At 49.6% G+C, this 24,133-nt stretch carries 36 protein-coding genes; all 36 read right to left on the minus strand.

Features of this window, described 5'->3' with window-relative positions; translation table 11 throughout:
• Positions 1–28: 28 nt before the first annotated feature.
• Positions 29–1,348 carry a replication-associated recombination protein A gene (locus tag QQL65_RS14610; RefSeq protein WP_284365707.1) on the minus strand — a complete coding sequence of 440 codons (1,320 nt, stop codon included), beginning with the start codon at positions 1,346–1,348 and terminating at the stop codon, positions 29–31.
• Between the two features lies 1 nt (position 1,349).
• On the minus strand, positions 1,350–2,753 hold the full coding sequence (locus tag QQL65_RS14615) for a DegQ family serine endoprotease (RefSeq protein WP_284365708.1): 1,404 nt from the start codon (positions 2,751–2,753) through the stop codon (positions 1,350–1,352).
• 129 nt (positions 2,754–2,882) lie between these two features.
• Positions 2,883–3,311 carry a 50S ribosomal protein L17 gene (gene rplQ, locus QQL65_RS14620; protein ID WP_284365709.1) on the minus strand — a complete coding sequence of 143 codons (429 nt, stop codon included), beginning with the start codon at positions 3,309–3,311 and terminating at the stop codon, positions 2,883–2,885.
• 39 nt (positions 3,312–3,350) lie between these two features.
• Positions 3,351–4,367, minus strand: a complete 1,017-nt coding sequence (locus QQL65_RS14625; protein WP_284365710.1) for a DNA-directed RNA polymerase subunit alpha — start codon at positions 4,365–4,367, stop codon at positions 3,351–3,353.
• Positions 4,368–4,468: 101 nt separating this feature from the next.
• Positions 4,469–4,855 (minus strand): 30S ribosomal protein S11, encoded by a 387-nt coding sequence (rpsK, locus tag QQL65_RS14630; protein WP_269394019.1) that lies wholly within the window; start codon positions 4,853–4,855, stop codon positions 4,469–4,471.
• A gap of 90 nt (positions 4,856–4,945) precedes the next feature.
• The gene (gene rpsM, locus QQL65_RS14635; RefSeq protein WP_284365712.1) at positions 4,946–5,314 is read right to left on the minus strand and encodes a 30S ribosomal protein S13; all 369 of its coding nucleotides are present in this window, start codon (positions 5,312–5,314) and stop codon (positions 4,946–4,948) included.
• Between the two features lie 195 nt (positions 5,315–5,509).
• Entirely contained in the window at positions 5,510–6,082 is a 573-nt protein-coding gene (locus tag QQL65_RS14640) for an adenylate kinase (protein ID WP_284365714.1), read from the minus strand.
• A complete protein-coding gene (gene secY / locus QQL65_RS14645; RefSeq protein WP_284365715.1) occupies positions 6,079–7,416 on the minus strand; it encodes a preprotein translocase subunit SecY in 1,338 nt (445 codons plus the stop codon). The genes QQL65_RS14640 and secY overlap by 4 nt, the downstream gene beginning before the upstream one ends.
• A gap of 37 nt (positions 7,417–7,453) precedes the next feature.
• The gene (rplO, locus tag QQL65_RS14650; RefSeq protein ID WP_284365716.1) at positions 7,454–7,921 is read right to left on the minus strand and encodes a 50S ribosomal protein L15; all 468 of its coding nucleotides are present in this window, start codon (positions 7,919–7,921) and stop codon (positions 7,454–7,456) included.
• Positions 7,922–7,935: 14 nt separating this feature from the next.
• Positions 7,936–8,124, minus strand: a complete 189-nt coding sequence (rpmD, locus tag QQL65_RS14655; RefSeq protein ID WP_284365717.1) for a 50S ribosomal protein L30 — start codon at positions 8,122–8,124, stop codon at positions 7,936–7,938.
• 27 nt (positions 8,125–8,151) lie between these two features.
• Entirely contained in the window at positions 8,152–8,694 is a 543-nt protein-coding gene (gene rpsE / locus QQL65_RS14660; RefSeq protein ID WP_284365718.1) for a 30S ribosomal protein S5, read from the minus strand.
• A 49-nt stretch (positions 8,695–8,743) separates the two neighbouring features.
• A complete protein-coding gene (rplR, locus tag QQL65_RS14665; protein ID WP_284365719.1) occupies positions 8,744–9,100 on the minus strand; it encodes a 50S ribosomal protein L18 in 357 nt (118 codons plus the stop codon).
• 12 nt (positions 9,101–9,112) lie between these two features.
• The gene (gene rplF / locus QQL65_RS14670) at positions 9,113–9,646 is read right to left on the minus strand and encodes a 50S ribosomal protein L6 (protein WP_284365720.1); all 534 of its coding nucleotides are present in this window, start codon (positions 9,644–9,646) and stop codon (positions 9,113–9,115) included.
• A 57-nt stretch (positions 9,647–9,703) separates the two neighbouring features.
• Positions 9,704–10,102 (minus strand): 30S ribosomal protein S8, encoded by a 399-nt coding sequence (gene rpsH / locus QQL65_RS14675; RefSeq protein ID WP_284365721.1) that lies wholly within the window; start codon positions 10,100–10,102, stop codon positions 9,704–9,706.
• A gap of 13 nt (positions 10,103–10,115) precedes the next feature.
• On the minus strand, positions 10,116–10,421 hold the full coding sequence (rpsN, locus tag QQL65_RS14680; RefSeq protein WP_284365722.1) for a 30S ribosomal protein S14: 306 nt from the start codon (positions 10,419–10,421) through the stop codon (positions 10,116–10,118).
• Between the two features lie 31 nt (positions 10,422–10,452).
• Positions 10,453–11,013, minus strand: a complete 561-nt coding sequence (gene rplE / locus QQL65_RS14685; RefSeq protein ID WP_284365723.1) for a 50S ribosomal protein L5 — start codon at positions 11,011–11,013, stop codon at positions 10,453–10,455.
• Positions 11,006–11,320, minus strand: a complete 315-nt coding sequence (gene rplX / locus QQL65_RS14690; RefSeq protein ID WP_284365724.1) for a 50S ribosomal protein L24 — start codon at positions 11,318–11,320, stop codon at positions 11,006–11,008. Before rplX ends, rplE begins: the two co-directional genes overlap by 8 nt.
• Positions 11,321–11,322: 2 nt before the next feature.
• Positions 11,323–11,691 (minus strand): 50S ribosomal protein L14, encoded by a 369-nt coding sequence (gene rplN, locus QQL65_RS14695; RefSeq protein WP_284365725.1) that lies wholly within the window; start codon positions 11,689–11,691, stop codon positions 11,323–11,325.
• Positions 11,692–11,766: 75 nt separating this feature from the next.
• Positions 11,767–12,000 carry a 30S ribosomal protein S17 gene (gene rpsQ, locus QQL65_RS14700; RefSeq protein WP_284365726.1) on the minus strand — a complete coding sequence of 78 codons (234 nt, stop codon included), beginning with the start codon at positions 11,998–12,000 and terminating at the stop codon, positions 11,767–11,769.
• An 11-nt stretch (positions 12,001–12,011) separates the two neighbouring features.
• Positions 12,012–12,209: a 50S ribosomal protein L29 gene (gene rpmC / locus QQL65_RS14705; RefSeq protein WP_284365727.1), complete on the minus strand. Its 198-nt coding sequence runs from the start codon at positions 12,207–12,209 to the stop codon at positions 12,012–12,014.
• 12 nt (positions 12,210–12,221) lie between these two features.
• Entirely contained in the window at positions 12,222–12,635 is a 414-nt protein-coding gene (gene rplP / locus QQL65_RS14710) for a 50S ribosomal protein L16 (RefSeq protein ID WP_284365728.1), read from the minus strand.
• Between the two features lie 15 nt (positions 12,636–12,650).
• Positions 12,651–13,364, minus strand: a complete 714-nt coding sequence (gene rpsC / locus QQL65_RS14715) for a 30S ribosomal protein S3 (protein WP_284365729.1) — start codon at positions 13,362–13,364, stop codon at positions 12,651–12,653.
• On the minus strand, positions 13,364–13,744 hold the full coding sequence (gene rplV / locus QQL65_RS14720) for a 50S ribosomal protein L22 (protein ID WP_284365730.1): 381 nt from the start codon (positions 13,742–13,744) through the stop codon (positions 13,364–13,366). The genes rpsC and rplV overlap by 1 nt, the downstream gene beginning before the upstream one ends.
• Before the next feature lie 2 nt (positions 13,745–13,746).
• A complete protein-coding gene (gene rpsS / locus QQL65_RS14725; RefSeq protein WP_284365731.1) occupies positions 13,747–14,025 on the minus strand; it encodes a 30S ribosomal protein S19 in 279 nt (92 codons plus the stop codon).
• A gap of 5 nt (positions 14,026–14,030) precedes the next feature.
• The gene (gene rplB / locus QQL65_RS14730; RefSeq protein ID WP_284365732.1) at positions 14,031–14,870 is read right to left on the minus strand and encodes a 50S ribosomal protein L2; all 840 of its coding nucleotides are present in this window, start codon (positions 14,868–14,870) and stop codon (positions 14,031–14,033) included.
• An 18-nt stretch (positions 14,871–14,888) separates the two neighbouring features.
• Entirely contained in the window at positions 14,889–15,182 is a 294-nt protein-coding gene (locus QQL65_RS14735) for a 50S ribosomal protein L23 (RefSeq protein ID WP_284365733.1), read from the minus strand.
• Positions 15,179–15,799: a 50S ribosomal protein L4 gene (rplD, locus tag QQL65_RS14740; RefSeq protein WP_284365734.1), complete on the minus strand. Its 621-nt coding sequence runs from the start codon at positions 15,797–15,799 to the stop codon at positions 15,179–15,181. Before rplD ends, QQL65_RS14735 begins: the two co-directional genes overlap by 4 nt.
• A complete protein-coding gene (rplC, locus tag QQL65_RS14745; protein WP_284365735.1) occupies positions 15,799–16,512 on the minus strand; it encodes a 50S ribosomal protein L3 in 714 nt (237 codons plus the stop codon). The genes rplD and rplC overlap by 1 nt, the downstream gene beginning before the upstream one ends.
• A 24-nt stretch (positions 16,513–16,536) precedes the next feature.
• Entirely contained in the window at positions 16,537–16,845 is a 309-nt protein-coding gene (gene rpsJ / locus QQL65_RS14750) for a 30S ribosomal protein S10 (RefSeq protein ID WP_269393995.1), read from the minus strand.
• A gap of 67 nt (positions 16,846–16,912) precedes the next feature.
• Entirely contained in the window at positions 16,913–18,103 is a 1,191-nt protein-coding gene (gene tuf, locus QQL65_RS14755; protein ID WP_284365736.1) for an elongation factor Tu, read from the minus strand.
• Positions 18,104–18,237: 134 nt separating this feature from the next.
• A complete protein-coding gene (locus QQL65_RS14760) occupies positions 18,238–19,176 on the minus strand; it encodes a nucleoside hydrolase (RefSeq protein ID WP_284365737.1) in 939 nt (312 codons plus the stop codon).
• 60 nt (positions 19,177–19,236) lie between these two features.
• A complete protein-coding gene (locus QQL65_RS14765) occupies positions 19,237–19,551 on the minus strand; it encodes a TraR/DksA family transcriptional regulator (RefSeq protein ID WP_284365738.1) in 315 nt (104 codons plus the stop codon).
• Between the two features lie 78 nt (positions 19,552–19,629).
• Positions 19,630–21,021: an MATE family efflux transporter gene (locus QQL65_RS14770; protein ID WP_284365739.1), complete on the minus strand. Its 1,392-nt coding sequence runs from the start codon at positions 21,019–21,021 to the stop codon at positions 19,630–19,632.
• A gap of 27 nt (positions 21,022–21,048) precedes the next feature.
• Complete coding sequence (locus QQL65_RS14775; RefSeq protein WP_284365740.1) at positions 21,049–21,639, minus strand: DUF2239 family protein; 591 nt, start codon at positions 21,637–21,639, stop codon at positions 21,049–21,051.
• A gap of 96 nt (positions 21,640–21,735) precedes the next feature.
• Entirely contained in the window at positions 21,736–22,743 is a 1,008-nt protein-coding gene (locus QQL65_RS14780; RefSeq protein ID WP_284365741.1) for an alpha/beta hydrolase, read from the minus strand.
• Between the two features lie 145 nt (positions 22,744–22,888).
• Positions 22,889–24,124, minus strand: coding sequence for a Tm-1-like ATP-binding domain-containing protein (locus QQL65_RS14785; protein WP_284365742.1), 1,236 nt, complete (start codon positions 24,122–24,124; stop codon positions 22,889–22,891).
• Between the last annotated feature and the right edge of the window lie 9 nt (positions 24,125–24,133).

A 24,133-nucleotide genomic window follows, 5' to 3' on the forward strand; every position in this document is an offset into this window, starting at 1 on the left:
CTAACTGTCTTTCACTTCATTCTTCAGGCTAGTTTTTGCCTGTGCTTTTATTGAGACGCAAGCGCTTGAAATAGTCCATACGCTTTTGAACATCTCGTTCGAACCCGCGTTCTACAGGATGATAGAACTCTTGTCGCCCCAAATCGTCAGGGAAATAGTTTTGACCAGAAAAGCCTTCGGGCGTGTCATGGTCATAAATATACCCTTCGCCGTAACCTTCATTTTTCATCAGTTTGGTCGGGGCATTCAATATATTCATTGGCGGCATTGGCGAACCTGTTTGCTTGGCAAACGAAGTTGCTTGTTTATATGCCGTATAGACGGCGTTGGATTTTGGCGCCGTCGCCAAATAAACCGTAGCTTGCGCAAGCGCCAACTCGCCTTCTGGCGACCCAAGCATTTGATAGGCGTCCCGTGCCGCAACACACTGGTTCAGCGCCTGCGGGTCAGCCATACCAATATCCTCAACCGCCATCCGGATAAGACGACGCGCAAGAAACATCGGGTCTTCGCCCGATACCAACATACGCGTCAAATAATAAAGTGCGGCATCCGGATCAGACCCACGAACCGTCTTATGAAGCGCAGAAATCAGATTGTAGTGACCGTCTTGCCCTTTATCGTAAACCGGCGCACGGCGTTGTACGACCCGCTCCAACCCTTCGCGATCAAGTTCGTCGCCTTCGCTCGTCGCGGCAAACAACTCTTCGACCAGCCCTAATAATGCCCTCCCATCGCCATCAGCAAGCTCTGCGAGCGATATACGAGCATCTGCGGTTAGTGGCAGCTCACGCCCCATATGCGCTTCAGCGCGTGCCAAAAGCTGTGCAGCAGCATCTTCATCATGCGCCTTGAAGGTCAAAACTTGCGCTCGCGACAGCAAAGCGGAGTTGAGCTCAAAAGAAGGGTTTTCTGTGGTTGCACCAACCAGCACCAAAGTGCCATCTTCCATCACGGGCAGAAAACTATCTTGTTGTGCCCTGTTGAAACGATGGATCTCATCAACAAATAGCAAAGTGCGCTTGCCCGACCTTTTGAGATCCTTTGCCTGTTCAAAGACTTTTTTGAGTTCCGCAACACCCGAGAAAATTGCCGAAATCTGATGGAAATGATAGTCGACATTCTCTGCCAACAGACGCGCGACCGTGGTTTTGCCCGACCCAGGTGGTCCCCAAAATACCAGCGAACCAAGTCGACCCGAATTGATCATCCGTGTCAGCACACCATCTGCACCCAACAAATGGTCTTGCCCAACCACATCTGTCAAAGATTGCGGACGCAGAAGATCGGCCAAAGGCCGATCTTGATCAGGTTCTTGTCGCAATTCATCAACAAACAGGTCGGTCATATCATCCGCTTACAAAGCTATTGATGACCTGATTACCACGCCGCACGGTGAGCCGCCAACTATTGACCCGCTGTTGCACAATTTTCTCCAATTGTCGCACATCACGAATCTCAGTGCCATTTAGCGCTAGGATGATATCGCCTTCGCGTAGGCCCAATCGCTGCGCCGGTGAGTTGTCCGCCAACGCTTTGATGATCACACCGGAAAAATTGTACGGTAGGCCAAACTCCTCAATCGCCGCAGGACCAATGTCTGCCACATAAGCACCAGAAAAGCGCCCAGCCTGTTGCAGCATCAACTGATCGCCATCTAGGCTTGCATCAAGTGGAATAAGCGGCAGATTAATTTCAATCGCGTCCCCGCCCCTCGCCACATAAAGCTGCACCTGATCACCGATTGGCTGAGTTGAGAAACGGTATTCAAATGCGCCAGGGTCCTCAATGCGACGTCCATCAACCTCCAAAATCACATCGCCAGATTGCAAACCGGCGATTTCAGCAGGACCACCCGGATAAACATCGGTTATCAATGCGCCGCGTGGCGGACCAAGCAACAATCCTGCGGCCAAATCGCTGGACACGGCCTGCAATCTAGCGCCCAACCACGGACGGACAATTTCACCACCATTAATGCCAGCAGTCGCAATGAACTTCGCCATGCTCGACGGTATGGCAAAACCAATGCCGTTCGAACCACCTGAACGCGAGTAGATCGCTGTGTTGATGCCAACAAGCTCGCCGCGCATATTCACAAGCGCCCCGCCAGAATTACCTGGATTGATCGCCGCATCGGTTTGAATGAAGAACTGAAAGTCACTCACCCCAACGCCAGTGCGTGCTAACGCCGATACGATGCCACTGGTAACCGTTTGTCCAACGCCAAATGGGTTGCCAATTGCCAACACCAAATCACCCACCTCTAGACTCTCATCAGTAGCAAATGGCAGCTCAACAAAACCATCAGCAGGTGGGTTTTTCACTTTCAAAACGGCCAAATCGGTCTTTTCATCTGCGAGGACTAGTTCAGTATGAAACTCCTGACCGTCCGCCAGAGATATCCGAATATCTTGCGCACCCTCCACCACGTGGTGGTTGGTTAGGATGATCCCAGAACGATCAACGATTACCCCTGAACCCAAAGACTGCGACTTGCGCGGGCGCTGTTCAAAGAATGGGCTGTCTTGACCAAAGAACCGATCAAAGAATGGATCGTTAAACACAGATTGCCGCTGGGCAGCAATCTTGATGGCATAAACATTCACCACAGATGGCGCCGCGCTCTTCACAACCGGCGCGAATGACAAATCAATTTGCACCTTAGATTGAGGCACTTGCTTTTCCTGCGCTGCCACCGGCCAAACACAACCAAACAGAAGCACAAAAGTTATAAACAGATGACGGAACATAGACTTATCCCACTTAGCTGAATCACTTTATTGCAAAACAAATAGCATCAGACTTGGGCAGTTTTGAGAGGCAAATACAAAAAAAGGCGCCCCGAAGGACGCCTTAATTCTTGTCAGATAGCCGAAGACTTATGCTGCGGCTTCTTCTGTCTCTTCTTGACGATCTGCTGTTGGGCCAGAGTCCTGACCTTTTGCAGAAACATCGCGATCAACAAGCTCAATCACAGCGATTGGTGCATTGTCACCATGACGGAAGCCAGCTTTAAGAACACGTGTGTAGCCGCCTTGACGGTCTTGATAACGTGGACCCAAAACATCAAACAATTTCTTTGCTTGTGCTTCATCACCAATGCGAGATGCTGCGATACGACGAGAGTGAAGATCACCCTTTTTCGCCAGTGTAATCAACTTCTCAACGATTGGGCGTAGTTCTTTGGCCTTAGGCAAAGTTGTAACGATCTGCTCGTGCTTAATAAGCGATGCAGACATATTAGCAAACATCGCTTTACGATGGCTTGCTGTCCGGTTCAACTTGCGACCAGCTTTACGGTGGCGCATTCTATTCTCCTGTCAACTCAATGCGGTAAGCGAAAAAGATCAATAGTGATCTTCAAAACGCTTCGCGAGATCTTCAATGTTTTCAGGCGGCCAGTTGGCTACATCCATACCAAGATGTAGGCCCATTTGCGCCAGAACTTCTTTAATTTCATTCAGTGATTTACGGCCAAAGTTCGGTGTGCGCAACATTTCCGCTTCCGACTTCTGGATCAAATCACCAATGTACACGATGTTGTCGTTCTTCAAGCAGTTTGCAGAACGAACAGACAATTCAAGCTCGTCAACTTTCTTCAAGAGAGCTGGGTTAAATGCAAGCTCAGGCGTTGCATCTTCAACCACTTCCTTCTCAGGCTCTTCAAAGTTCACGAACACATTCAGTTGGTCCTGCAAAATACGTGCAGCAAAAGCCACAGCATCTTCAGGTGAAACTGAACCGTCTGTCTCAACAGTCAAGTTTAGCTTGTCATAATCAAGAACTTGTCCCTCACGGGTGTTCTCAACTTTGTATGACACACGCTTGATTGGTGAGAACAACGCATCAACTGACACAAAGCCAATTGGTGCATCTTCTGGACGGTTGCGATCAGCAGGTACGTAACCTTTGCCAGTCTCAACTGTGAATTCCATATTGATCTCAGCACCATCATCAAGGTGACAAAGAACCAACTCAGGGTTCAGAACTTCAATATCGCCAGAAACTTCAATATCACCGGCAAGAACGGCACCAGGGCCCTTCTTAGAAAGAGTAAGACGCTTAGGTCCCTCTTCTTCCATGCGAATAGAAATTTCTTTTACGTTGAGCACCATATCGGTGACATCTTCACGAACGCCAGGCACAGAGGAAAACTCGTGCAATACGCCATCAATTTGGATTGCAGTAACAGCAGCCCCTTGAAGTGAAGACAACAATACCCGACGCAAAGCGTTACCCAATGTCAAACCATAACCACGCTCTAGTGGTTCAGCGACAACTGAGGCAACCCGTGCCGGATCATTTCCCGGTACAATGTCCAGTTTTGTCGGCTTAATCAGTTCCTGCCAGTTTTTCTGGATCATTATAGTTTACACCCTTTCAATAATGCGGACTATCCGCCAATAGCCGCATGAAATGTAAAATTCCACACCCACCCGTTTGGCCGAACGGGCAGTAATATGAACTAAACGCGACGACGTTTGCGTGGACGACATCCGTTATGTGGAATTGAAGTCACATCGCGGATGCTTGTGACTGTAAATCCAGCAGCTTGCAAAGCGCGCAATGCTGACTCACGGCCAGAACCTGGACCGCAGACTTCAACTTCCAATGTCTTCATGTTGTGCTCTTGTGCTTTTTTAGCAGCATCTTCAGCAGCAACCTGTGCAGCATATGGAGTAGACTTACGAGAGCCTTTGAAACCCATTGTGCCCGCTGATGACCAAGCAATCGCGTTGCCCTGTACATCAGTGATGGTGATCATTGTGTTGTTGAATGTTGAGTTTACGTGCGCAACACCAGAAGTGATGTTTTTACGCTCGCGACGCTTTACGCGTGCTTCTTTAGCCATGCTTTTTCCTTATGCGATCTCATCACCACCGTTCTCAGACGGTAGCTCCACCGAAACAAATAGTGCCCTGACCAATTCAGGGCACCAAAATTACTTTTTCTTACCTGCGATAGGCTTCGCTGGACCCTTACGAGTACGAGCGTTGTTGTGCGTGTTCTGACCACGCACAGGCAAACCACGACGGTGACGAAGACCGCGATAGTTACCCATATCCATCAATCGTTTGATGTTCATAGCAACTGAGCGACGAAGGTCACCCTCTACCATGTAATCACGATCGATTGTCTCACGAACCTGAATAACTTCCGCGTCGGAAAGTTCCATCACGCGACGTTCAGCAGGAATGCCGACTTTTTCACAAATTTCAGATGCGTGTTTTGCACCAATCCCGTGAATATATTGAAGCGCAATTTCTACACGCTTATTCGTTGGGATGTTCACACCAGCAATACGAGCCACGTTGCTGATCTCCTTAAATTCTCTGCAGAATCACCATGATCTGCGTCCACACAACAGCAACAGACCAGCATTCGATCTCTTGCAATTTTCAAGAAACCGAGCCCAGTCGCACCAATGCGTATAACTAAGCGCGGTTCATAACCGAGTTTCCTGACCAAAGTCAACAGCTAGGTTGACCCGACAGAAAGCTGATATTTAGTTAGCGTCCAAGGCCGCCATTATTGATGCAGTGACTTCGTCGATTCCCGCCATGCCGTCAACGGTTTTAACAAGGCCCTTCTTCGAATAAAAATCCACCAAAGGAGCTGTAAGCTCATGGTAGACGTCCAAACGATTGCGAAGAACCTCTTCGTTGTCGTCTTCACGAGCACCGCCAGATTCAGCTGCACGCTGCAAAATACGGCCAACGAGCGTGTCCGCATCTGCTTGGATTTCTACAACAGCATCCAAGGCAATTCCCTTATCACTCAACAACTCCTCAAGCGCCTCGGCTTGAGCTGTTGTGCGAGGAAAACCATCTAGAATGAAGCCGTTTGCACAATCTGATTCGTCTAAACGATCAGAAATAATTCCAACCACTGCTTCATCAGGAACCAAATCCCCACGCGCAATGATGTCTTTAACTTCAAGCCCGAGCGCTGTTTCTGCAGCAATGGCTGCACGAAGCATGTCGCCAGTAGACAATTGCGGGATACCGTACTTCTCAATCAAAAACTGAGCCTGAGTACCCTTGCCTGCCCCTGGTGGTCCTAAAAGAATTAGCCTCATTTTTTCCGCCGTCCTCCCAAACGTGATTTTTTCACCAAGCCCTCATATTGCTGCGCAATCAAATGCGACTGGACCTGTGAAATTGTATCAAGTGTTACCGTCACCATAATAAGCAACGATGTCCCACCAAGGAACGCCGAAACGTTCAACTGCGACACAAGGACCTCAGGAATAAGAGCGACGAGTGTCAAATAAATGGCGCCCACAATCGTGATCCGCGTCAACACATAGTCGATGTGCTGTGCTGTGCGCTCGCCTGGGCGAATGCCCGGAATGAACCCACCTGACTTTTTCAAATTGTCTGCTGTCTCAGTCGGGTTAAACACAATTGAGGTGTAGTAGAACGCAAAGAAGAAAATCAATGACGCAAAGATAGCAAGATAGACCGGCTGTCCACGACCCAACACAGCAGCGGTTGTTGTCAACCAGCCTGGCGCGTCACCTTGTGCTGCAAACGAAGCCATTGTGGCCGGCAGCAACAGCAAAGACGAAGCAAAGATCACTGGGATAACACCAGCTGTGTTCAGCTTAAGCGGCAAGTGAGATGTATCGCCTTGGAACATCTTGTTGCCAACCTGGCGCTTTGGATACTGCACCAACAGCTTACGTTGCGCTCGTTCAAAGAACACAATCACCGCAATCACCACAACCGCAAGAACCAAGAGCCCAACAACACCAATTGTTGGCAATGCGCCTGTACGGCTAAGCTCTAGAGTTTGTGCAATCGCCGCAGGGAGTGTTGCCACAATACCGGCGAAAATGATCAGCGAAATACCGTTACCAACACCACGCGATGTCACTTGTTCACCAAGCCACATCAAGAACATAGTGCCACCAACGAGTGTCACAACTGTTGAAATTCGGAAGAACCAGCCCGGGTTAGACACAACGCCTTCACTCGCTTCCAAGCCAACAGCAATGCCATATGCTTGCAACGCACAGAAAACCACTGCCAAATAGCGGGTGTACTGGTTGATCTTACGACGCCCCTGCTCACCCTCTTTCTTCAACGCTTCAAGCGTTGGCGAAGCGGTGGTCATCACTTGGATAACAATCGAAGCCGTAATGTAAGGGATCAAGTTGAGGGCAAAAATCGCCATACGCTCAACCGCACCACCGGCAAACATGTTGAACATGCCAAAAATGCCAGATTGTGCACGGTCAAACGTCGCAGCAAATGCGTCGCCGTCAATTCCTGGAATAGGAATATATGTGCCGAGCCGATAGACCAAAAGCGCACCTAGGGTAAACCAGATGCGCTGTTGAAGATCTTTTGCCTTGGCAAAGGTCGAAAAATTTAAGTTCCGGGCAAGTTGTTCTGCTGCCGAAGCCATATAGCTCAGTCCTTAACTCAAGGAAAAATGTTCGTTATTACTCAGCTGCAGGAAGGTCTACTTTACCACCAGCAGCTTCAACGGCCGCCAAAGCGCCCTTTGATGCGTGATCAACTTTAAATGTCACTTTTTTCGCAGTGAATTCGCCACCAGCGATCAAGCGCACACCGTCTTTAGCACGACGGATAACGCCTGCACCAACGAGAGCTGTCACATCAACCACACCCTTGGCGTCCAAACGACCAGCATCGATAGCTGATTGAATGCGATCCAAGCGCACAGCATTAAACTTCTTCGCGAAAGGATTGTTAAATCCACGCTTAGGCATTTGCTGGATCAGGTTAGTCTGTTCACCGCGGAAGCCATTTACAGACACGCCTGAGCGTGACTTTTGACCTTTAACACCGCGGCCACCTGTCTTGCCTTTGCCAGAACCGATACCACGACCAATGCGTGTACGGCTTTTTGTAGAGCCTTGATTGTCGGCCAACTCATTCAGTCGCATGACAAACCCTTTAATTACTTCTCGTCGACAACGCGAACGAGGTGGGAAACTTTGTTGATCATCCCGCGAACAGCTGGTGTATCTTCCAGTGTTTTACGACGATGCATCTTGTTCAAGCCAAGACCAACAAGCGTAGCGCGTTGGTCCTGAGTGCGGCGGATTGGGCTACCAATCTGCTCTACTGTTACTGTTTTATCAGCCATGTCTCAACTCCAGTTCAAACGCTTATATTATGCGCTTGCTGTTTCGCCAACGTCAGATTCACGACGGCGACCTTGGATTTCAGAAACTTTCAAACCACGACGTGCAGCAACTGAACGTGGGCTTTCAAGGTTTTTCAAAGCATCAAAGGTAGCGCGCACCATGTTGTATGGGTTTGCTGAACCTTGAGATTTCGCAACAATGTCGGAAATACCCAAAGTTTCAAAAACCGCACGCATAGGACCACCAGCAATGATACCAGTACCAGCAGGAGCTGCGCGAAGCAGAACTTTACCGGCGCCGTGGCGACCATTTACATCGTGGTGCAATGTACGTGCTTCACGTAGTGGCACACGGATCATTTGACGTTTAGCTTGCTCAGTTGCCTTGCGGATCGCTTCAGGCACTTCACGTGCTTTACCATGACCAAAGCCAACACGGCCCTTCTGATCACCAACCACAACAAGTGCAGCAAAGCCGAAACGACGGCCGCCCTTTACCACTTTCGCCACGCGATTGATGTGGACCAGGCGATCAACAAATTCGCTATCGCGCTCTTGATTGTCTCTCATCGTCTCAACCAATTCTTCTCAATTGTTCTCAATTCAGTCATCGCATTCATTAGAAGCGAAGACCACCTTCGCGTGCTGCTTCTGCCAAAGCTTTCACGCGGCCATGATAAAGATATGCACCACGGTCAAACACAACGTCTTCAACGCCGGCTTTCACTGCACGTGCAGCAAGCAATTTGCCTACTTCAGTCGCAGCTGCTTGGTTTGAGCCTTTATCAACTTTGACATCGCTGTCCAATGTTGATGCAGCAGCTACCGTGCGGCCTGTTGTGTCATCGATGACCTGAGCATAAATGTTTTTCTCAGAGCGGAATACCGACAAACGAGGACGCCCATTAGCGCGCAACTTAACTGCGCGACGTACCCTCGCCTTACGGCGGTCCTTAGATTGGCTGCGGTTCGCCATGTTTTCGCGTCCTTACTTCTTCTTACCTTCTTTGCGGAAGATATATTCGTCTTCATAACGGATACCCTTGCCTTTATAAGGCTCCGGTGGCCGGAATTCACGAATGTTTGCGGCAACTTGCCCAACAACTTGTTTATCAATGCCAGAGATAACAATCTCAGTCGCCTGTGGCGCCTGAAGTTGAATACCTTCTGGGGCTTTGAAAATCACGTCATGTGAGAAGCCTAGCGCCAACTTAAGGTCAGAACCTTGCATTTGCGCACGATAACCAACACCGCTGATTACCAACTTCTTTTCAAATCCATCTTTCACACCGGTAATAATATTTTGTACCAATGTGCGTGACATTCCCCATGCAGAACGAGCAGCTTTCGTTTCGTTCACAGGAGTGACCTTGACGCCTTCGTCGGTCATTTCAACAGTCACGAGATCCACCAGATCGACAGACAATTCGCCTTTTGGGCCTTTTGCCTTAACCGTCTGGCCTTCGATTGTGACCGTCACACCATCAACTGGGGCGACTGGTTTCTTGCCAATACGAGACATTTTCTTTTGCCTTCTCGGATCAAACCGTAGCTTTTAAAGAGGATAATTGTGAACGCCTTAAAAGACGCGGCACAACACTTCCCCACCAACATTATTGGAACGTGCTTCGTGATCAGCCATCACACCTTTTGGTGTAGATACGATCGAAACGCCCAAACCATTCGCAACTTGTGGAATATTCTTCACAGAAGCATACACGCGACGGCCAGGTTTAGAAACACGCTGGATTTCGCGAATGACAGGCTTGTCGTCGAGATATTTCAACTCAACGTCATATTCTGCAGAACCGTTTTCAAATTCAGTAACGGTGTAGCCGCGAATAAAGCCTTCAGACTTCAAAACATCCAACACACGAGCCCGCAATTTAGATGCAGGTGTTTTGACACTAGTCCGGTTACGCATTTGCGCATTCCGGATACGTGTCAGCATATCACCAAGCGGATCAGTAAAACTCATCGCTTAATTCTCCTTACCAGCTCGATTTCACGAGGCCAGGGATTTTTCCCTTATTGCCCAAATCGCGTAGTGCAATACGTGACATTTTGAGCTTGCGATAATACCCACGTGGGCGACCAGTTACTTCACAACGGTTGCGCAAGCGAACTTTTGCACCATTGCGAGGTAGCGCAGCCAATTTTAGCTGTGCTTGGAACCGCTCTTCCAGTGGAAGTGAAGCGTCTTTCGTGATCGCCTTGAGAGCCGCGCGTTTTTCAGCATCACGTGCTACCAAACGGCGCTTTTTCTCATTGTTCTCTACGGCGCTTTTCTTTGCCATTCTTCTCTCGTCCTTATCCGACTGTCACGTTTTAGGCTGTTTGCCCAAACGGGAAGTTAAAGCCCTTAAGAAGCGCCAACGCTTCTTCATTTGTGTTTGCAGTCGTACAAACAATCACGTCAAGGCCCCAAATTTGGTCGACTTTGTCGTAATTGATTTCAGGGAAAACGATATGTTCTTTAATGCCCATAGCAAAGTTGCCACGACCGTCAAAGCTTTTCTCGTTCAGACCACGGAAGTCACGTACACGTGGCAAAGCAATGTTTACCAAACGATCCATGAATTCATACATCTGCGTCTTACGTAGAGTTACTTTACAACCCAAGTTCATCTCTTCACGAACTTTAAAGCCCGCGATAGATTTCTTAGCTTTAGTAATCACTACTTTTTGACCAGCAATTGCTTCCAAATCAGCAGCTGCTGATTTCACTTTTTTGCTGTCATTAACTGCTGCACCAACACCCATGTTCAGCACGATCTTGTCGAGCTTAGGAACCTGCATTGGGTTCTTGTAGTTAAATTCTTCGATCAGCGCTGCACGAACAACTTCGTCATAGTGCGTGCGCAGGCGTGGGACGTAGTTCTCAGCCATCGATCACTTCTCCCGAACGTTTTGCAACGCGCTTTTTCTCGCCGTCCTTAACAACAAAGCCAACACGAGTTGGTTTGTTCTCTTTAGGATCAACAAGCGCGATGTTTGACAAATGAATTGGCGCTTCTTTTGTAAAGATGCCGCCCTCTTCAGTTTGGGTCGCACGCTGGTGACGCTTAACAAGGTTCACACCCTGGACAACCGCACGGTTGTCACCTGGGTTGATGCTCAACACATCGCCGGTTTTACCCTTGTCGCGACCTGTGAGGACAATAACCTTGTCGCCCTTTTTAATTTTCGCAGCCATTGCTAGAGCACCTCCGGTGCAAGCGAAACAATCTTCATGTGGTTCTTTGAGCGAAGTTCACGAGGAACTGGGCCAAAGATACGTGTGCCGATTGGCTCTTCACTAGTGTTCACCAAAACCGCTGCGTTGCGGTCAAAACGGATCGTGGTACCATCAGGACGACGAATGTCTTTAGCTGTACGTACAACAACTGCACGCATAACTTGTCCCTTTTTAACACGGCCACGCGGAATAGCTTCTTTAACGGAAACAACAATTGTGTCGCCTACAGAAGCGTATTTACGCTTAGAGCCGCCCAGCACCTTGATGCACATAACACGACGTGCACCGGAGTTATCCGCGACATCGAGATTCGTCTGCATCTGAATCATGACTGGTAGCCTTCTTAATTGTTGGTTGGTTTATGCCAACCTCTACTTAAATCCAAAGTCCGAAGTTCAAAGCTCTTAAGAAGCTTGAATAACGGCCCATCTTTTGTTCTTCGAAATCGGCGCACATTCTTGGATTTGAACAATATCGCCAGCTTTCGCTGTGTTCGCCTCGTCGTGAGCCTGATATTTTTTCGAACGACGTACCACTTTTTTCAGTAGTGGGTGTGTGAAGCGACGCTCGACGCGCACAACAACCGTTTTGTCGTTCTTGTCAGAGACTACTGTCCCTTGCAATATACGTTTAGGCATTTAAGCCGCTCCTACTCGCCCGCTACGCTTTTTTCGCGCAGGATTGTTTTAACCCGTGCAACGTCGCGGCGTACTTGCCGAACTCGCGCGGTGTTTTCAAGCTGTTGCGTTGCACCTTGGAAACGCAGGTTGAACTGCTCTTTCTTAAGGTCCAGCAATTCTTGCTTCAGCTCATCTGCGGTCTTAGCCCGCACATCATTCGCTTTCATCTTATCGATCCCTTAGTCGGCGATACGTGTAACAACACGTGTCTTGATCGGCAACTTCATTGCTGCAAGGCGCAAAGCCTCACGTGCAACTTCGTCCGATACACCGTCAATCTCAAACATGACCCGACCAGGCTTAACCCGAGCGGCCCAATAATCGATCGAACCTTTACCTTTACCCATCCGAACTTCTGTCGGCTTCGTGCTTACAGGCACGTCAGGGAAGATGCGGATCCAAACACGGCCCGCACGCTTCATGTGGCGGGTCATCGCACGACGAGCTGCCTCAATCTGGCGAGACGTCACACGTTCTGGCTCTTGTGCTTTAAGGCCGTGAGACCCAAAGTTCAATGCGCTACCGCCTTTTGCCACGCCGCGAATACGGCCTTTGTGCATTTTGCGGAATTTGGTGCGTTTAGGTTGCAACATTTTTCAATATGCTCCTTAACCGGCGTTCTGACGACGCTGCTGACGCTGAGGCTTTTCGCCTGAGCCTTCTGTAGCGCGACGTTCGTGTGCCATTGGATCGTGCTCAAGGATTTCGCCTTTAAAGATCCAAACTTTTACACCGATAATGCCGAAAGTTGTTTCACCTTCTGCTGTACCATAGTCGATATCAGCACGAAGAGTGTGCAACGGCACACGGCCTTCACGGTACCATTCAGTCCGCGCAATATCAGCACCGCCCAAACGACCCGCAACATTCACACGAATGCCTTGAGCGCCCATGCGCATTGCTGTTTGTACGGCACGCTTCATAGCGCGACGGAACGAAACCCGACGCTCAAGCTGCTGTGCGATACCTTGCGCAACCAAAGTTGCGTCAGTTTCAGGCTTGCGAACTTCAACAATGTTCAAGTGCACTTCTGAATCTGTAAACTTGCGCACTTTTGCGCGAAGTTTTTCGATGTCAGCGCCTTTTTTACCGATCACGATACCAGGACGCGCTGTGTGAATAGACACACGACACTTACGGTGTGGACGTTCGATAACAATCTTAGAAACTGCAGCTTGCTTAAGAGTCTTCTCAAGCATTTTGCGGATCTTCAGATCTTCCTGCAACAACGTGCCGAATTCGCCTTTGTTGGCGTACCAGCGGCTGTCCCAAGTGCGGTTTACGCCGAGGCGGAAACCAATTGGATTGATCTTATGGCCCATTATGCAGCCTCCTCAACTTCACGCACAACGATTGTCAAGTGAGAGAAAGGTTTCAAGATCTTTCCTACACGACCACGTGCACGCGGACGAAAACGTTTCATCACAAGCGACTTGCCAACATATGCTTCAGCAACGATCAACGCGTCTGTATCCAGACCGTGGTTGTTTTCAGCATTGGCAATTGCGCTTTCCAATGTCTTTTTCACGTCTTTGGCAATTCGTTTTGGTGAGAATGCCAAATCAGCCAAAGCTTTTTCGACTTTCTTGCCACGAATAGTTGTTGCAACAAGGTTCAACTTTTGAGGGCTGGTGCGCACTTGGCGCAGCACTGCCCGTGCCTCGTTGTCTTTCAGCGTACGCTCACGCTTTGCCTTACCCATTGTTACTTCCTCTTCGCCTTCTTATCGGCGCCGTGGCCGTAATATGTGCGGGTCGGAGAGAATTCGCCAAACTTGTGGCCAATCATCTCTTCAGTCACATTCACAGGCACGTGTTTCTGGCCATTGTAAACGCCAAAGGTCAATCCAACGAACTGAGGCAAAATTGTAGAGCGACGGCTCCAGATTTTGATAACCTCGTTGCGGCCAGATTCCCGGACCTTCTCGGCTTTTTTGATCAGATATCCGTCTACAAACGGACCTTTCCAAACAGAACGTGTCATGTGACCTACCTGCCCTTCTTCTGATGACGTGAACGAACAATAAATTTGTCCGTTGATTTGTTAGAGCGGGTACGCTTGCCCTTAGTTGGCTTACCCCAGGGTGTCACTGGGTGACGACCACCAGAAGTACGACCTTCACCACCACCGTGTGGGTGATCGATCGGGTTCATGGCCACACCACGAACCTGAGGACGTTTGCCCAACCAGCGTTTACGGCCAGCTTTACCAAGGTTTGTGTTGGAGTGATCGGCGTTAGATACCGCACCAACTGTTGCCATGCAAGAGCCTGGAACCAAACGTGTTTCACCTGAACCCAAGCGAAGGATAGCCATACCTTGGTCACGACCAACATATTGAACATATGTGCCAGCTGAACGAGCGATCTGACCGCCCTTCAATGGCTTCATTTCAACGTTGTGTACGATTGTACCAACCGGCATGCGCTCAAGTGGCATTGCGTTGCCTGGCTTGATGTCCACTGAGTTGCGTGAAGCGACAACTTTGTCACCAGCACCCAAACGCTGTGGAGCCAAGATATAGGCTTGCTCGCCATCTTCATAGTTCACAAGAGCGATGAAGGCTGTACGGTTTGGATCGTATTCCAAACGCTCAACAGTACCAACAACGTCATATTTGCGACGCTTGAAGTCTACCAAACGGTAGGCACGCTTCACGCCACCACCTTGGCGACGCATGGTGATGCGACCAGAATTGTTTCGTCCACCCTTAGATGTCAGACCTGACGTCAACTTCTTGACCGGACCGCCCTTGTGTAGTTCAGAGCGATCGATACCGATCAAGGCACGCTGGCCTGGCGAGGTGGGATTATATTGCTTCAAAGCCATTTTCTAATCGTCCCTGCCTTAAAGTCCGGTAGCAATGTCAATTGACTGACCTTCAGCCAATGTAACGATTGCCTTTTTCACGTCTTTACGCTGACCAACCCGGCCACGGAAACGCTTTTCTTTACCCTTGCGGATCAACGTATTAACGGCTTGAACCTTAACAGAGAACAAACCTTCAACCGCCTTTTTGATTTCAGGCTTGGTTGCGTCGATCGCGACGTCAAAAACAACTTGGTTATGCTCAGAAGCATAAGTTGATTTTTCAGTCACAACTGGGTTGCGAATGATGTCATATGCGCGTTCGGTGCTCATGAGAAACGTGCCTCCAAGCTTTCCAATGCCGCCTTGGTCAAGACCAATTTATTGCGACGAAGGATGTCATAAACATTGATACCTTGCGCAGGCAAAACATCGATATGTGGAATGTTGCGCGCCGCACGAGCAAAGTTCTCGTCTAGCTCAGCACCACCAATGATCAATGCGTTGTCAAAACCAAGTGCACCAAAAGACTTTTTCAATTGAGCTGTTTTTGGCTCTTTTGCTTCAGCTTTATCAAGGATCACAAGGTCACCCGCTTTTGCCTTAGAAGACAAAGCAAGTTTAAGCGCCAATGCACGTACCTTTTTCGGCAAGCTAATCGCATGTGAGCGAGTAACTGGTCCAAAAGCACGACCACCACCACGGAATTGTGGAACCTTACGGTTACCGTGACGAGCGCCGCCTGAACCTTTTTGGCGAACAAATTTCTTTGTTGTGCCGCGAATGTCAGAACGACCTTTGGTCTCGTGAGTACCAGCCATTTTTTTCAACTGCTGATAGCGAACCATACGGTGCAAAATGTCAGCGCGTGGCTCTAGACCGAACACGTCATCTGCAAGTTCAACTTTACCAGCAGCTTTGCCCTCAAGGGTTTGAACTGAAAGTTCCATTATTCAGCGCCCCCTTCTGAAGCTTCAGCTGCAACAACAACCGCTTTAAATGAACCAGGAGTTGGCACATCAGCAGGAATTGCTTTTTTCACAGCATCGCGAACCATAATCCAGCCACCTTTTGAGCCTGGAACAGCACCCTGAACCATGATCAAACCGCGTTCTACGTCAGTTTTAACCACTTTAAGGTTCTGAGTTGTTGTCCGAACAGCACCCATATGACCAGCCATCTTCTTACCTTTGAAGACTTTACCTGGATCTTGACACTGACCAGTCGAGCCGTGCGCACGGTGAGAGATCGAAACACCGTGAGTAGCACGCATGCCGCCAAAGTTGTGCCGCTTCATCGCACCGGCAAAACCTTTACCGATTGAAGTACCTGAAACGTCAACCAACTGACCAACATTAAAGTGGTCAGCCAACATTTCGGCGCCCACATCAATCATGTTGTCTTCCGATACACGGAATTCAGCCAGCTTGCGCTTTGGCTCAACTTTAGCAACCGCGAAATGTCCACGGCTTGCCTTTGTTACATTCTTTACTTTGGCTGTACCCGCACCCAATTGGAGCGCTGTATAACCATCTTTGTCCGCCGTCCGCTGAGCGACAACTTGGCAGTTCTGAAGACCAAGAACCGTTACAGGGATGTCTTGACCATCCTCAGTAAAGATCCGGGTCATGCCCAGCTTCTGTGCGATCACACCTGAACGCATCGGTTTACACCTTTTTCTTTTATCTTAAAGTTTGATCTCGACGTCCACACCGGCCGCCAGATCCAACTTCATGAGTGCATCCACTGTCTGTGGAGTAGGCTCAACAATGTCCAAAAGACGCTTGTGAGTCCGAATTTCAAATTGCTCGCGGCTCTTCTTATCGATGTGCGGCGAACGGTTGACAGTGTATTTGTCAATTCGTGTTGGCAACGGGATCGGGCCACGAACTTGAGCGCCTGTGCGCTTAGCAGTGTTTACGATCTCGCTCGTTGAACTATCGAGTACTCGATGGTCGAACGCTTTAAGCCGGATACGAATGTTTTGACCATTCATGTCGATGCTTCCTAAAAATACGCGTCAGCGGCACGTTAATGAACGCGCCGCCTTTGCGCTGTTAAATCTACTCGATGATTTTTGAAACGACGCCGGCACCAACGGTACGGCCACCTTCACGGATAGCAAAGCGGAGTTGCTCTTCCATCGCGATCGGCACGATCAATTCAACATTCATCTCAACACGGTCACCAGGCATCACCATTTCGGTGCCTTCTGGCAATGTCACAACGCCAGTCACGTCAGTTGTACGGAAGTAGAACTGTGGACGGTAGTTGTTGAAGAATGGTGTGTGACGACCACCTTCGTCTTTGGTCAAGATAATCGCTTCACCAATGAACTTGGTGTGAGGCGTTACTGAACCTGGCTTACAAAGAACTTGGCCACGCTCAACTTGCTCACGGTCAACACCACGGATCAAAGCACCGATATTGTCGCCAGCTTCACCGCTGTCGAGCAACTTACGGAACATTTCAACACCAGTAACTGTTGTTTTCTGCGTGTCTTTGATGCCAACGATCTCAACTTCTTCACCAACATTGATCACGCCACGCTCAACACGGCCGGTAACAACTGTACCACGACCAGAAATTGAGAATACGTCTTCAATTGGCATCAAGAATGGCTGATCTTTAGGACGTGCTGGTGTTGGGATGTACTCATCCACTGCAGCCATCAACTCAAGGATCTTCTCTTTACCGATATTGTCGTCACGGCCTTCCAAAGCTGCCAATGCAGAACCTGCAATGATTGGAATGTCGTCACCAGGGAATTCGTAAGAAGAAAGCAACTCACGTACTTCCATCTCAACCAACTCAAGCAACTCTTCGTCGTCAACTTGGTCAACTTTGTTCATGAACACAACAAGTGCTGGAACACCAACCTGACGTGCAAGCAAAATGTGCTCACGTGTTTGTGGCATTGGGCCATCAGCTGCGTTAACAACCAAAATAGCACCATCCATCTGAGCCGCACCAGTGATCATGTTTTTCACATAGTCAGCGTGCCCTGGGCAATCAACGTGCGCATAGTGACGGTTGTCTGTCTCATACTCAACGTGAGCAGTGGAAATGGTAATACCACGTGCTTTTTCTTCAGGCGCTTTGTCAATCTCGTCAAACGCTGTAGCTGTACCACCTTGAGCCTCAGCCAATACTTTCGTAATCGCTGCTGTCAATGTTGTCTTGCCGTGGTCAACGTGACCAACTGTCCCAATGTTTACGTGCGGCTTGTTCCGCTCAAACTTTTCCTTCGCCATGCGTAATTTCTCCGTTCGCTTAGCATCCGGCTAATTAACAAACAAAGGGACCAACCCCTGCCGGAATTTCGGGGGTCTCTTAGCGCAAAAATTGAGCGAACAAAAGCCCTAATTTTGCATGATGTAAGAAGCTGTTAATATTGGGCCAACCGCTCAGTCAATAATGCGAAGAATCGCGTTCGATCTGCCTTGTATGCCCACATTGCATTTGGCGTGTTTCCTGTAACACCCCAAAAGTCGACCGCAGTGTGTCCGCGCGTAAGCTCACTGCGCGTTTCAATGGCCACATGGCACGCTTTGAGCTCAAAAATCTCAGGCTCCAACAGCCAAGCAATGGTGCATGGATCGTGCAAAGGGCCACCATCAGCGCTATATTTTGCGGCATCATATTGGCCAAAGAACTCAAGCATGCCCGCAGATGCGTGTGCCACCCGATTATCGAGCGCCCGCATATCCGCAACCACTTTGTCGTCGGTCATCACTTGGTGAGTAACATCGAGCCCGAACATCACAATCGGGCGGCCACAACGCATCACCACGTCTGCTGCGTGCGGATCCACATAAATATTGAACTCAGCAGAAGGGGTTACATTCCCCCCCTCAAAGCTCGCACCGCCCATCAAAACGATCTGCTTGATCTTTGCCGCAATGTCCGGCGCCTTCACCAGCGCCATCGCAATATTGGTCAAAGGCCCAGTTGGCACCAAGGTGATTTCATTGTCTTCAGCTGCGCGTAGCGTTTCGATGATGAAATCGACACCGTGCTGCGCTTGCTTCTCAATTGTTGGCTCGAAGAAGTCGATCCCATCAATGCCCGTTTCACCATGGACATACTCCGCGGTGAACAAGGGTTCAACCATCGGTCCTTCGCATCCGGCGAACACCGGCACATCGGTGCGCCCCGCCATCTCCACCAATATCCGACAGTTCAATTCGGTGCGTGCCAATGGCACATTGCCGCCACACGCTACAACGCCGCGCACATCCAATTCTGGCGCATTGAGCGCCAAGAACAACATGAGGGCATCATCCTGGCCCGGATCGCAATCAATGATAATGGGTAGTTTAGACATAGAACCTCCAATTGCCTTAGAGGCTATGTTACGCCCAACCCCAGATGTCAAGAAATGTGACTACATGCAATGCCGACACTTGGTGGCGTAGGCAACAATATCAAGCCGCGCGTCAGATATCTCTTCGCCACAATTTGCGCAAATGCCAAATGTACCATTCTCCATGCGAGACAAGGCGTTATCAATTTTCTTCAGCTCTTTAAGCCCAGCATTGCCCAAGCCTTCAAGCATTTCGTCGTCTTCACGCTCAACCGCACGCTCTTCCGCGTCTGGGTTTGGCGTATCGTCAAGCTGGTCTTCAATTTTGTGCAGACGCGCATCAAGCTCGGCCTTGCGCGCCAGCAGACGGTTTTTGTAGATCTCTAAATCACGCATAATGGTACCCCTTTTTGGTTGCACCCATCATGACAAGAAAATAGTTGCGCCAAATTGATCTGGCGCAACTAGGCGTTGTTAAGCAGTTTGTGGAAGAAACACCCCACCCCGATAGCCTTTTCGCCGCTGCGCAACCACAAGCACCGCAATGGTTAAACACACCATTATGATGTCCCCAATCGGTGACGCATACCAAATACCTGGTTCGCCAAACAAGCGCGGCATCACCATCAAAAGTGGGAACCCTATCAGGTAGTTGCGCGACAAGCTTAGGATCGCCGCGCGCTTTGCATCACCAATCGCTTGATAAAAGCCCGACAAGACAATCGCAGGCCCGGCGGTGAAATACATGATCATCAAGTATGGCAATATGCGCGCCGTCTCACTGATCATGCCAGCGTCTTGAACAAACAACCCTGCCAACTGACCGGGAAACAGCATGAAGGTGAACTCGATCACCAAACAATAGCCCAAGGAAACCAGCAACGCCGTTTTGGTGCTAAAGTTCACCCGGCCCGCCATATTGCCACCGAAATTGTTGCCCGCGATGGATTGGAATGCCATCGACAAACCCAAGAGTGGCATGAATGAAAAGGTCAACAAGCGAGTGACGATGCCATAGGCACCAACGGTCACCGTATAATTGTCGGTGCCATAAAGCTTAAGCATGGCCACAACGCTGCCAGCGATCAGTGAAATCGAGAGATAATTTAGGCTCAGTGGCGCGCCGAGAGCTAGATTCTCTTTCGCAATTTTGCGGAACACTGGGCCAGTTGGCATGTGAAAGCCAAGTTTTGATTGACCGCGCAGCCGATAGACCATAATGGCAATCAACGACATCATTTGCGCAGCAACTGTGCCCCAAGCGGACCCGGCAACGCCCCACTGCAAAATGACAATAAAGACATAGTTGAACGCCACATTCGAAAGGGTCACCCCAAGCGAAACCAAGGTCATAAAGCCAATCTTGCCTTCGCTGCGCAGCCCGTCATATTGCACAGACAAGATGAAGATAAGTGGCGACGTGAACATCATAATCGACATATATGTCCACGCCATTTCGGTGAGTTCTTGATCGCCATTGGTCACCCAAGAGACCAGCGCTTCGCCAAACAATAAAAACGCAATCATCATTATGACACTCAGGCCGACGCCCATGACAATAGCCACGGCAAAACTCTCCGCTGCGCCGCGCATGTCCTTTGCCCCCAAGCGTCGCGCCACGATAGAAGCGAAACCGTTGGCGATCATGGTGGTCAGCGAATAGATCAGCATTTGCACGGGGAACATGATGGTGACGGCGGTCAGTGCCGCTGCCCCCACAAATATCCCAAGGAAATAGGCATCCACCAAGTTGAACAGCCCATTGACCAACATCACCAAAATGATCGGCAATGCTGTTGAAAGAAACAAGCGCCCAATGGGCTGCGTTAAATAGTTATTATCTTCAGACACTTGCGTATCATTCATGATTCAATTCCTTAAAACAAAATATTGCTATTGAGGCGCAAATGCATCTGCGGAAAGCTGGCTCAGATGTGAACGCAGCCCGTCCGGCCAATCCGCAATTTGCGCATAAAATTTGTCGCCATCAGCCGCGAACAGCGCACGGATAGCCTCTTCATAATTGGGCAAATCGCCTGCAACTGCTGTCATGAGGTGATAGACATTTTGCTGCGATTTCCGCCGCACTCGATCATCGTCAGCAGCATGCATTGCCTCGCCAACTAGCTTGCGTAAAGTCACCGAAGCGCCACCGCGTTGCTCTTTTAGCCACTCCCAATGGCGGGGCAGCAAGGTCACTTCCTTACTGATGACACCAAGTTTTGGTCGCCCCGGTTTCTTGACCTTTGTTTGTGACCGCTGGGGCGCAACAGACTGCTCAAGCCGAGCAAAAACTTCATCCATTGACCCACGCAAATCGAGCTCGATGACATTTGACGTTTTGTTCTCAAAAACCAAAATCAGATCATTTGGATTCTGGTCGTAATGGCGTTTGACTTCATGCACCACTTCAGCCAGCGCACCGCTGGCGATCAGTTGATGGCCAACAAAGGCCGCGCATTCCAAATCTGGTGAATAAGACACAACAATAGTCTCCGCGTTAAGTTGCGAGAGTTTTATCGGGGTAAAACTAAAGAGTCAATAATACCCGGGTAAAATATTTTATCGGGGTAAAACTATCTAACTGAGCCTGTCAGCCAAATAGGGCAAGCTGCGATCATAGCGATAGTCAATCGAGAAGTGATCATCCGGAAACTCTTCATAGACATGATCAACCCCTGCTCCCTTCAATTTGCTTTGCATGCGGCGCGCCACATAAACAAAGTTGAACTGATCTACATCGCCGCAATCAATCCACAAGCCCTTGAGGGATTTAAGTGCATCAACATGATCGTCGAATACATGCAGAGGATCCCATTTCAACCACTCAGCCCAACGAGTCTCATCCAACTCGCACGTGTCGTGATCCACCGGCAATCGAATGCCGCAAAACGCATCGGGGTCTGGATCATATGTTGCGCCCATCGCCAAAATCATCAGCGCATGAATGTCATCGTGCCCGGGATTGTGGTTTTCCTCAACCGCACGCACAAATTTCTCAGCTGATCCTTCATGCTTAGCCAATGCGCGCAAAGCCTTTGGCATATCAGGCAGATAAGCAACGTCAAAGCCCATATCGCCTGAATGGCAAGCAATTGCCGACCAAGTGTCTGCATAGAGCATGCCGTGGATCATCGCCGCATAGCCACCAGATGATTTGCCCATCACCCCACGCTTACCAGCACCGCCACAGCCGAACTGGGCTTCAACCTGCGGCAACATCTCTTTGATCAAAAAGTCAGCCCAGTTCCCCATGGCTGCTGAGTTGATATATTGATTGCCGCCAAGCCGGGTGAAGCAATCCGGGAATGCCATCACACAAGGTTTCATCTCGCCTTTTGCAATCAAGCGATCCAAACGCGCGGGCACATTTTCGTCAAAGCCCTTCCAGTTCGTGCGCGACAGGCCGCTACCCGTATAACCGGCCAAATCCACGATCAGCGGAAGGTCCTTACCATCATGGCCATGCGGTACATACACATCAACTTCGCGCACCGTGTGGTCGTCAAGCATATTGGCTTCTAACGCAATTGATTGAACTTTGATGCGGTGAATGGTGCCTTGGGGCAATGAAAAATCGCGGCGCATAAGTCTATCCCTGTTCTCAAGTGAACAGACGGTAGCAACCAACTAAAAATTCAACCACTGCAAAAATTGCCAAAATCGCAAATATTCTGGCCAATATGGCATTGAGTTTTGTTTTAGTTCAGAGGATTATCTAGGGGTGGCCATTTTAGTTTGATTTGGATTTGACGGTGCCGTTTTCGAGCCAGCTATCAAAAACCCGCAGCGCTTCATAACAAAATTCCCGATCGTTGATGTGACAATCCAATTCTGAGAAACCCACTGACGGCTGAACAGCACTTGCCAATTCCTTCACAAAAGCCGCGTGATTTTCCGGTTCATGCGCAGGCTCGCCCGGCTTGTCCCACTCCTCAACGCCCTTGATGGTCGAAATGATATGCGTCGGCGCTTTGTTTTCAGCTGCACGTTTTGCCAACTCCCGCGCTACCTGTCGCCGTTCGTCCGCGTTCAAGGTAGCAGATGACAAAAGCCGATTATGAGCATGGAACGAGCGATCCCTAAATTGCTCTGGAAAACTCTGCCAGCCAGGGAAGTCCACCAAATCCACACAACCGGGCGCAATGATCGCCGGTGTTTTAGAAGCGGCGGCGCCGCGCAATCGATCTGGGCCGGAATTGACTGACGACCCCATTAGGTGATTGCCCATTTCTTGCGGCGCAAAATCCATGACGCAGGCAAACGCCCCTTCCCGCGCCAGGTTCTCAAACGCCATGCCGCCCATTCCCGTGGCGTGAAATATGGCGACTTCGAAGCCCCGCTCCTCAAGCTCGGGTTTCAACACCTTCATATATTTCAAACAAGATGAGCCAAGGCTTGTCATCCCAACCATTGGCACCTTTTGCGGCAACTCAACCGCTTTCGTTGCGCCCAATACGGCACCCGCCGCTTGGCTGAGCGACGCTTTGCAAACAGAATTGAGACCATACAATCCACCCGCCCACAAAATCATCTGGATGTCGGTTGCCAAACGTTCTGCTGGAATGAGTGTTGAAAACGCAATGGTTGAGATAATGTATTTGGGCACGCCAAGCGGCAATGCCCGCGCGCAATCCAGCGCCAAATCTGTGCCCATGGAGCCACCCATGGCGATCATCCCGTCAATTCGACCAGCAGAATATAACATTCGGCAAAGGGCAGAAGACCCGCGCGCCATGATCTGCATGGCAGTGTTTTCATCTCCACTGTCAATTGCTTCTTGAATAGATGAATTGGCTGTTTCCGCAACTTGATGCTTGGAAATATCCGTTGGCGCGGGCGGATCGCCCAACACGCTCACATCCATAGTGAGCACATTGCCGCCTTGCTCTTTGATGGCTTGCGTAAGATAATCCAATTCGTCAGATTTTGTGTCGTAGGTGCCAATCACCAAAATCGTCTTTGTCATTATCTGCCC

Origin of the sequence: Maritalea porphyrae, from assembly GCF_030159895.1 — a bacterium.
Lineage (GTDB): Bacteria > Pseudomonadota > Alphaproteobacteria > Rhizobiales > Devosiaceae > Maritalea > Maritalea porphyrae.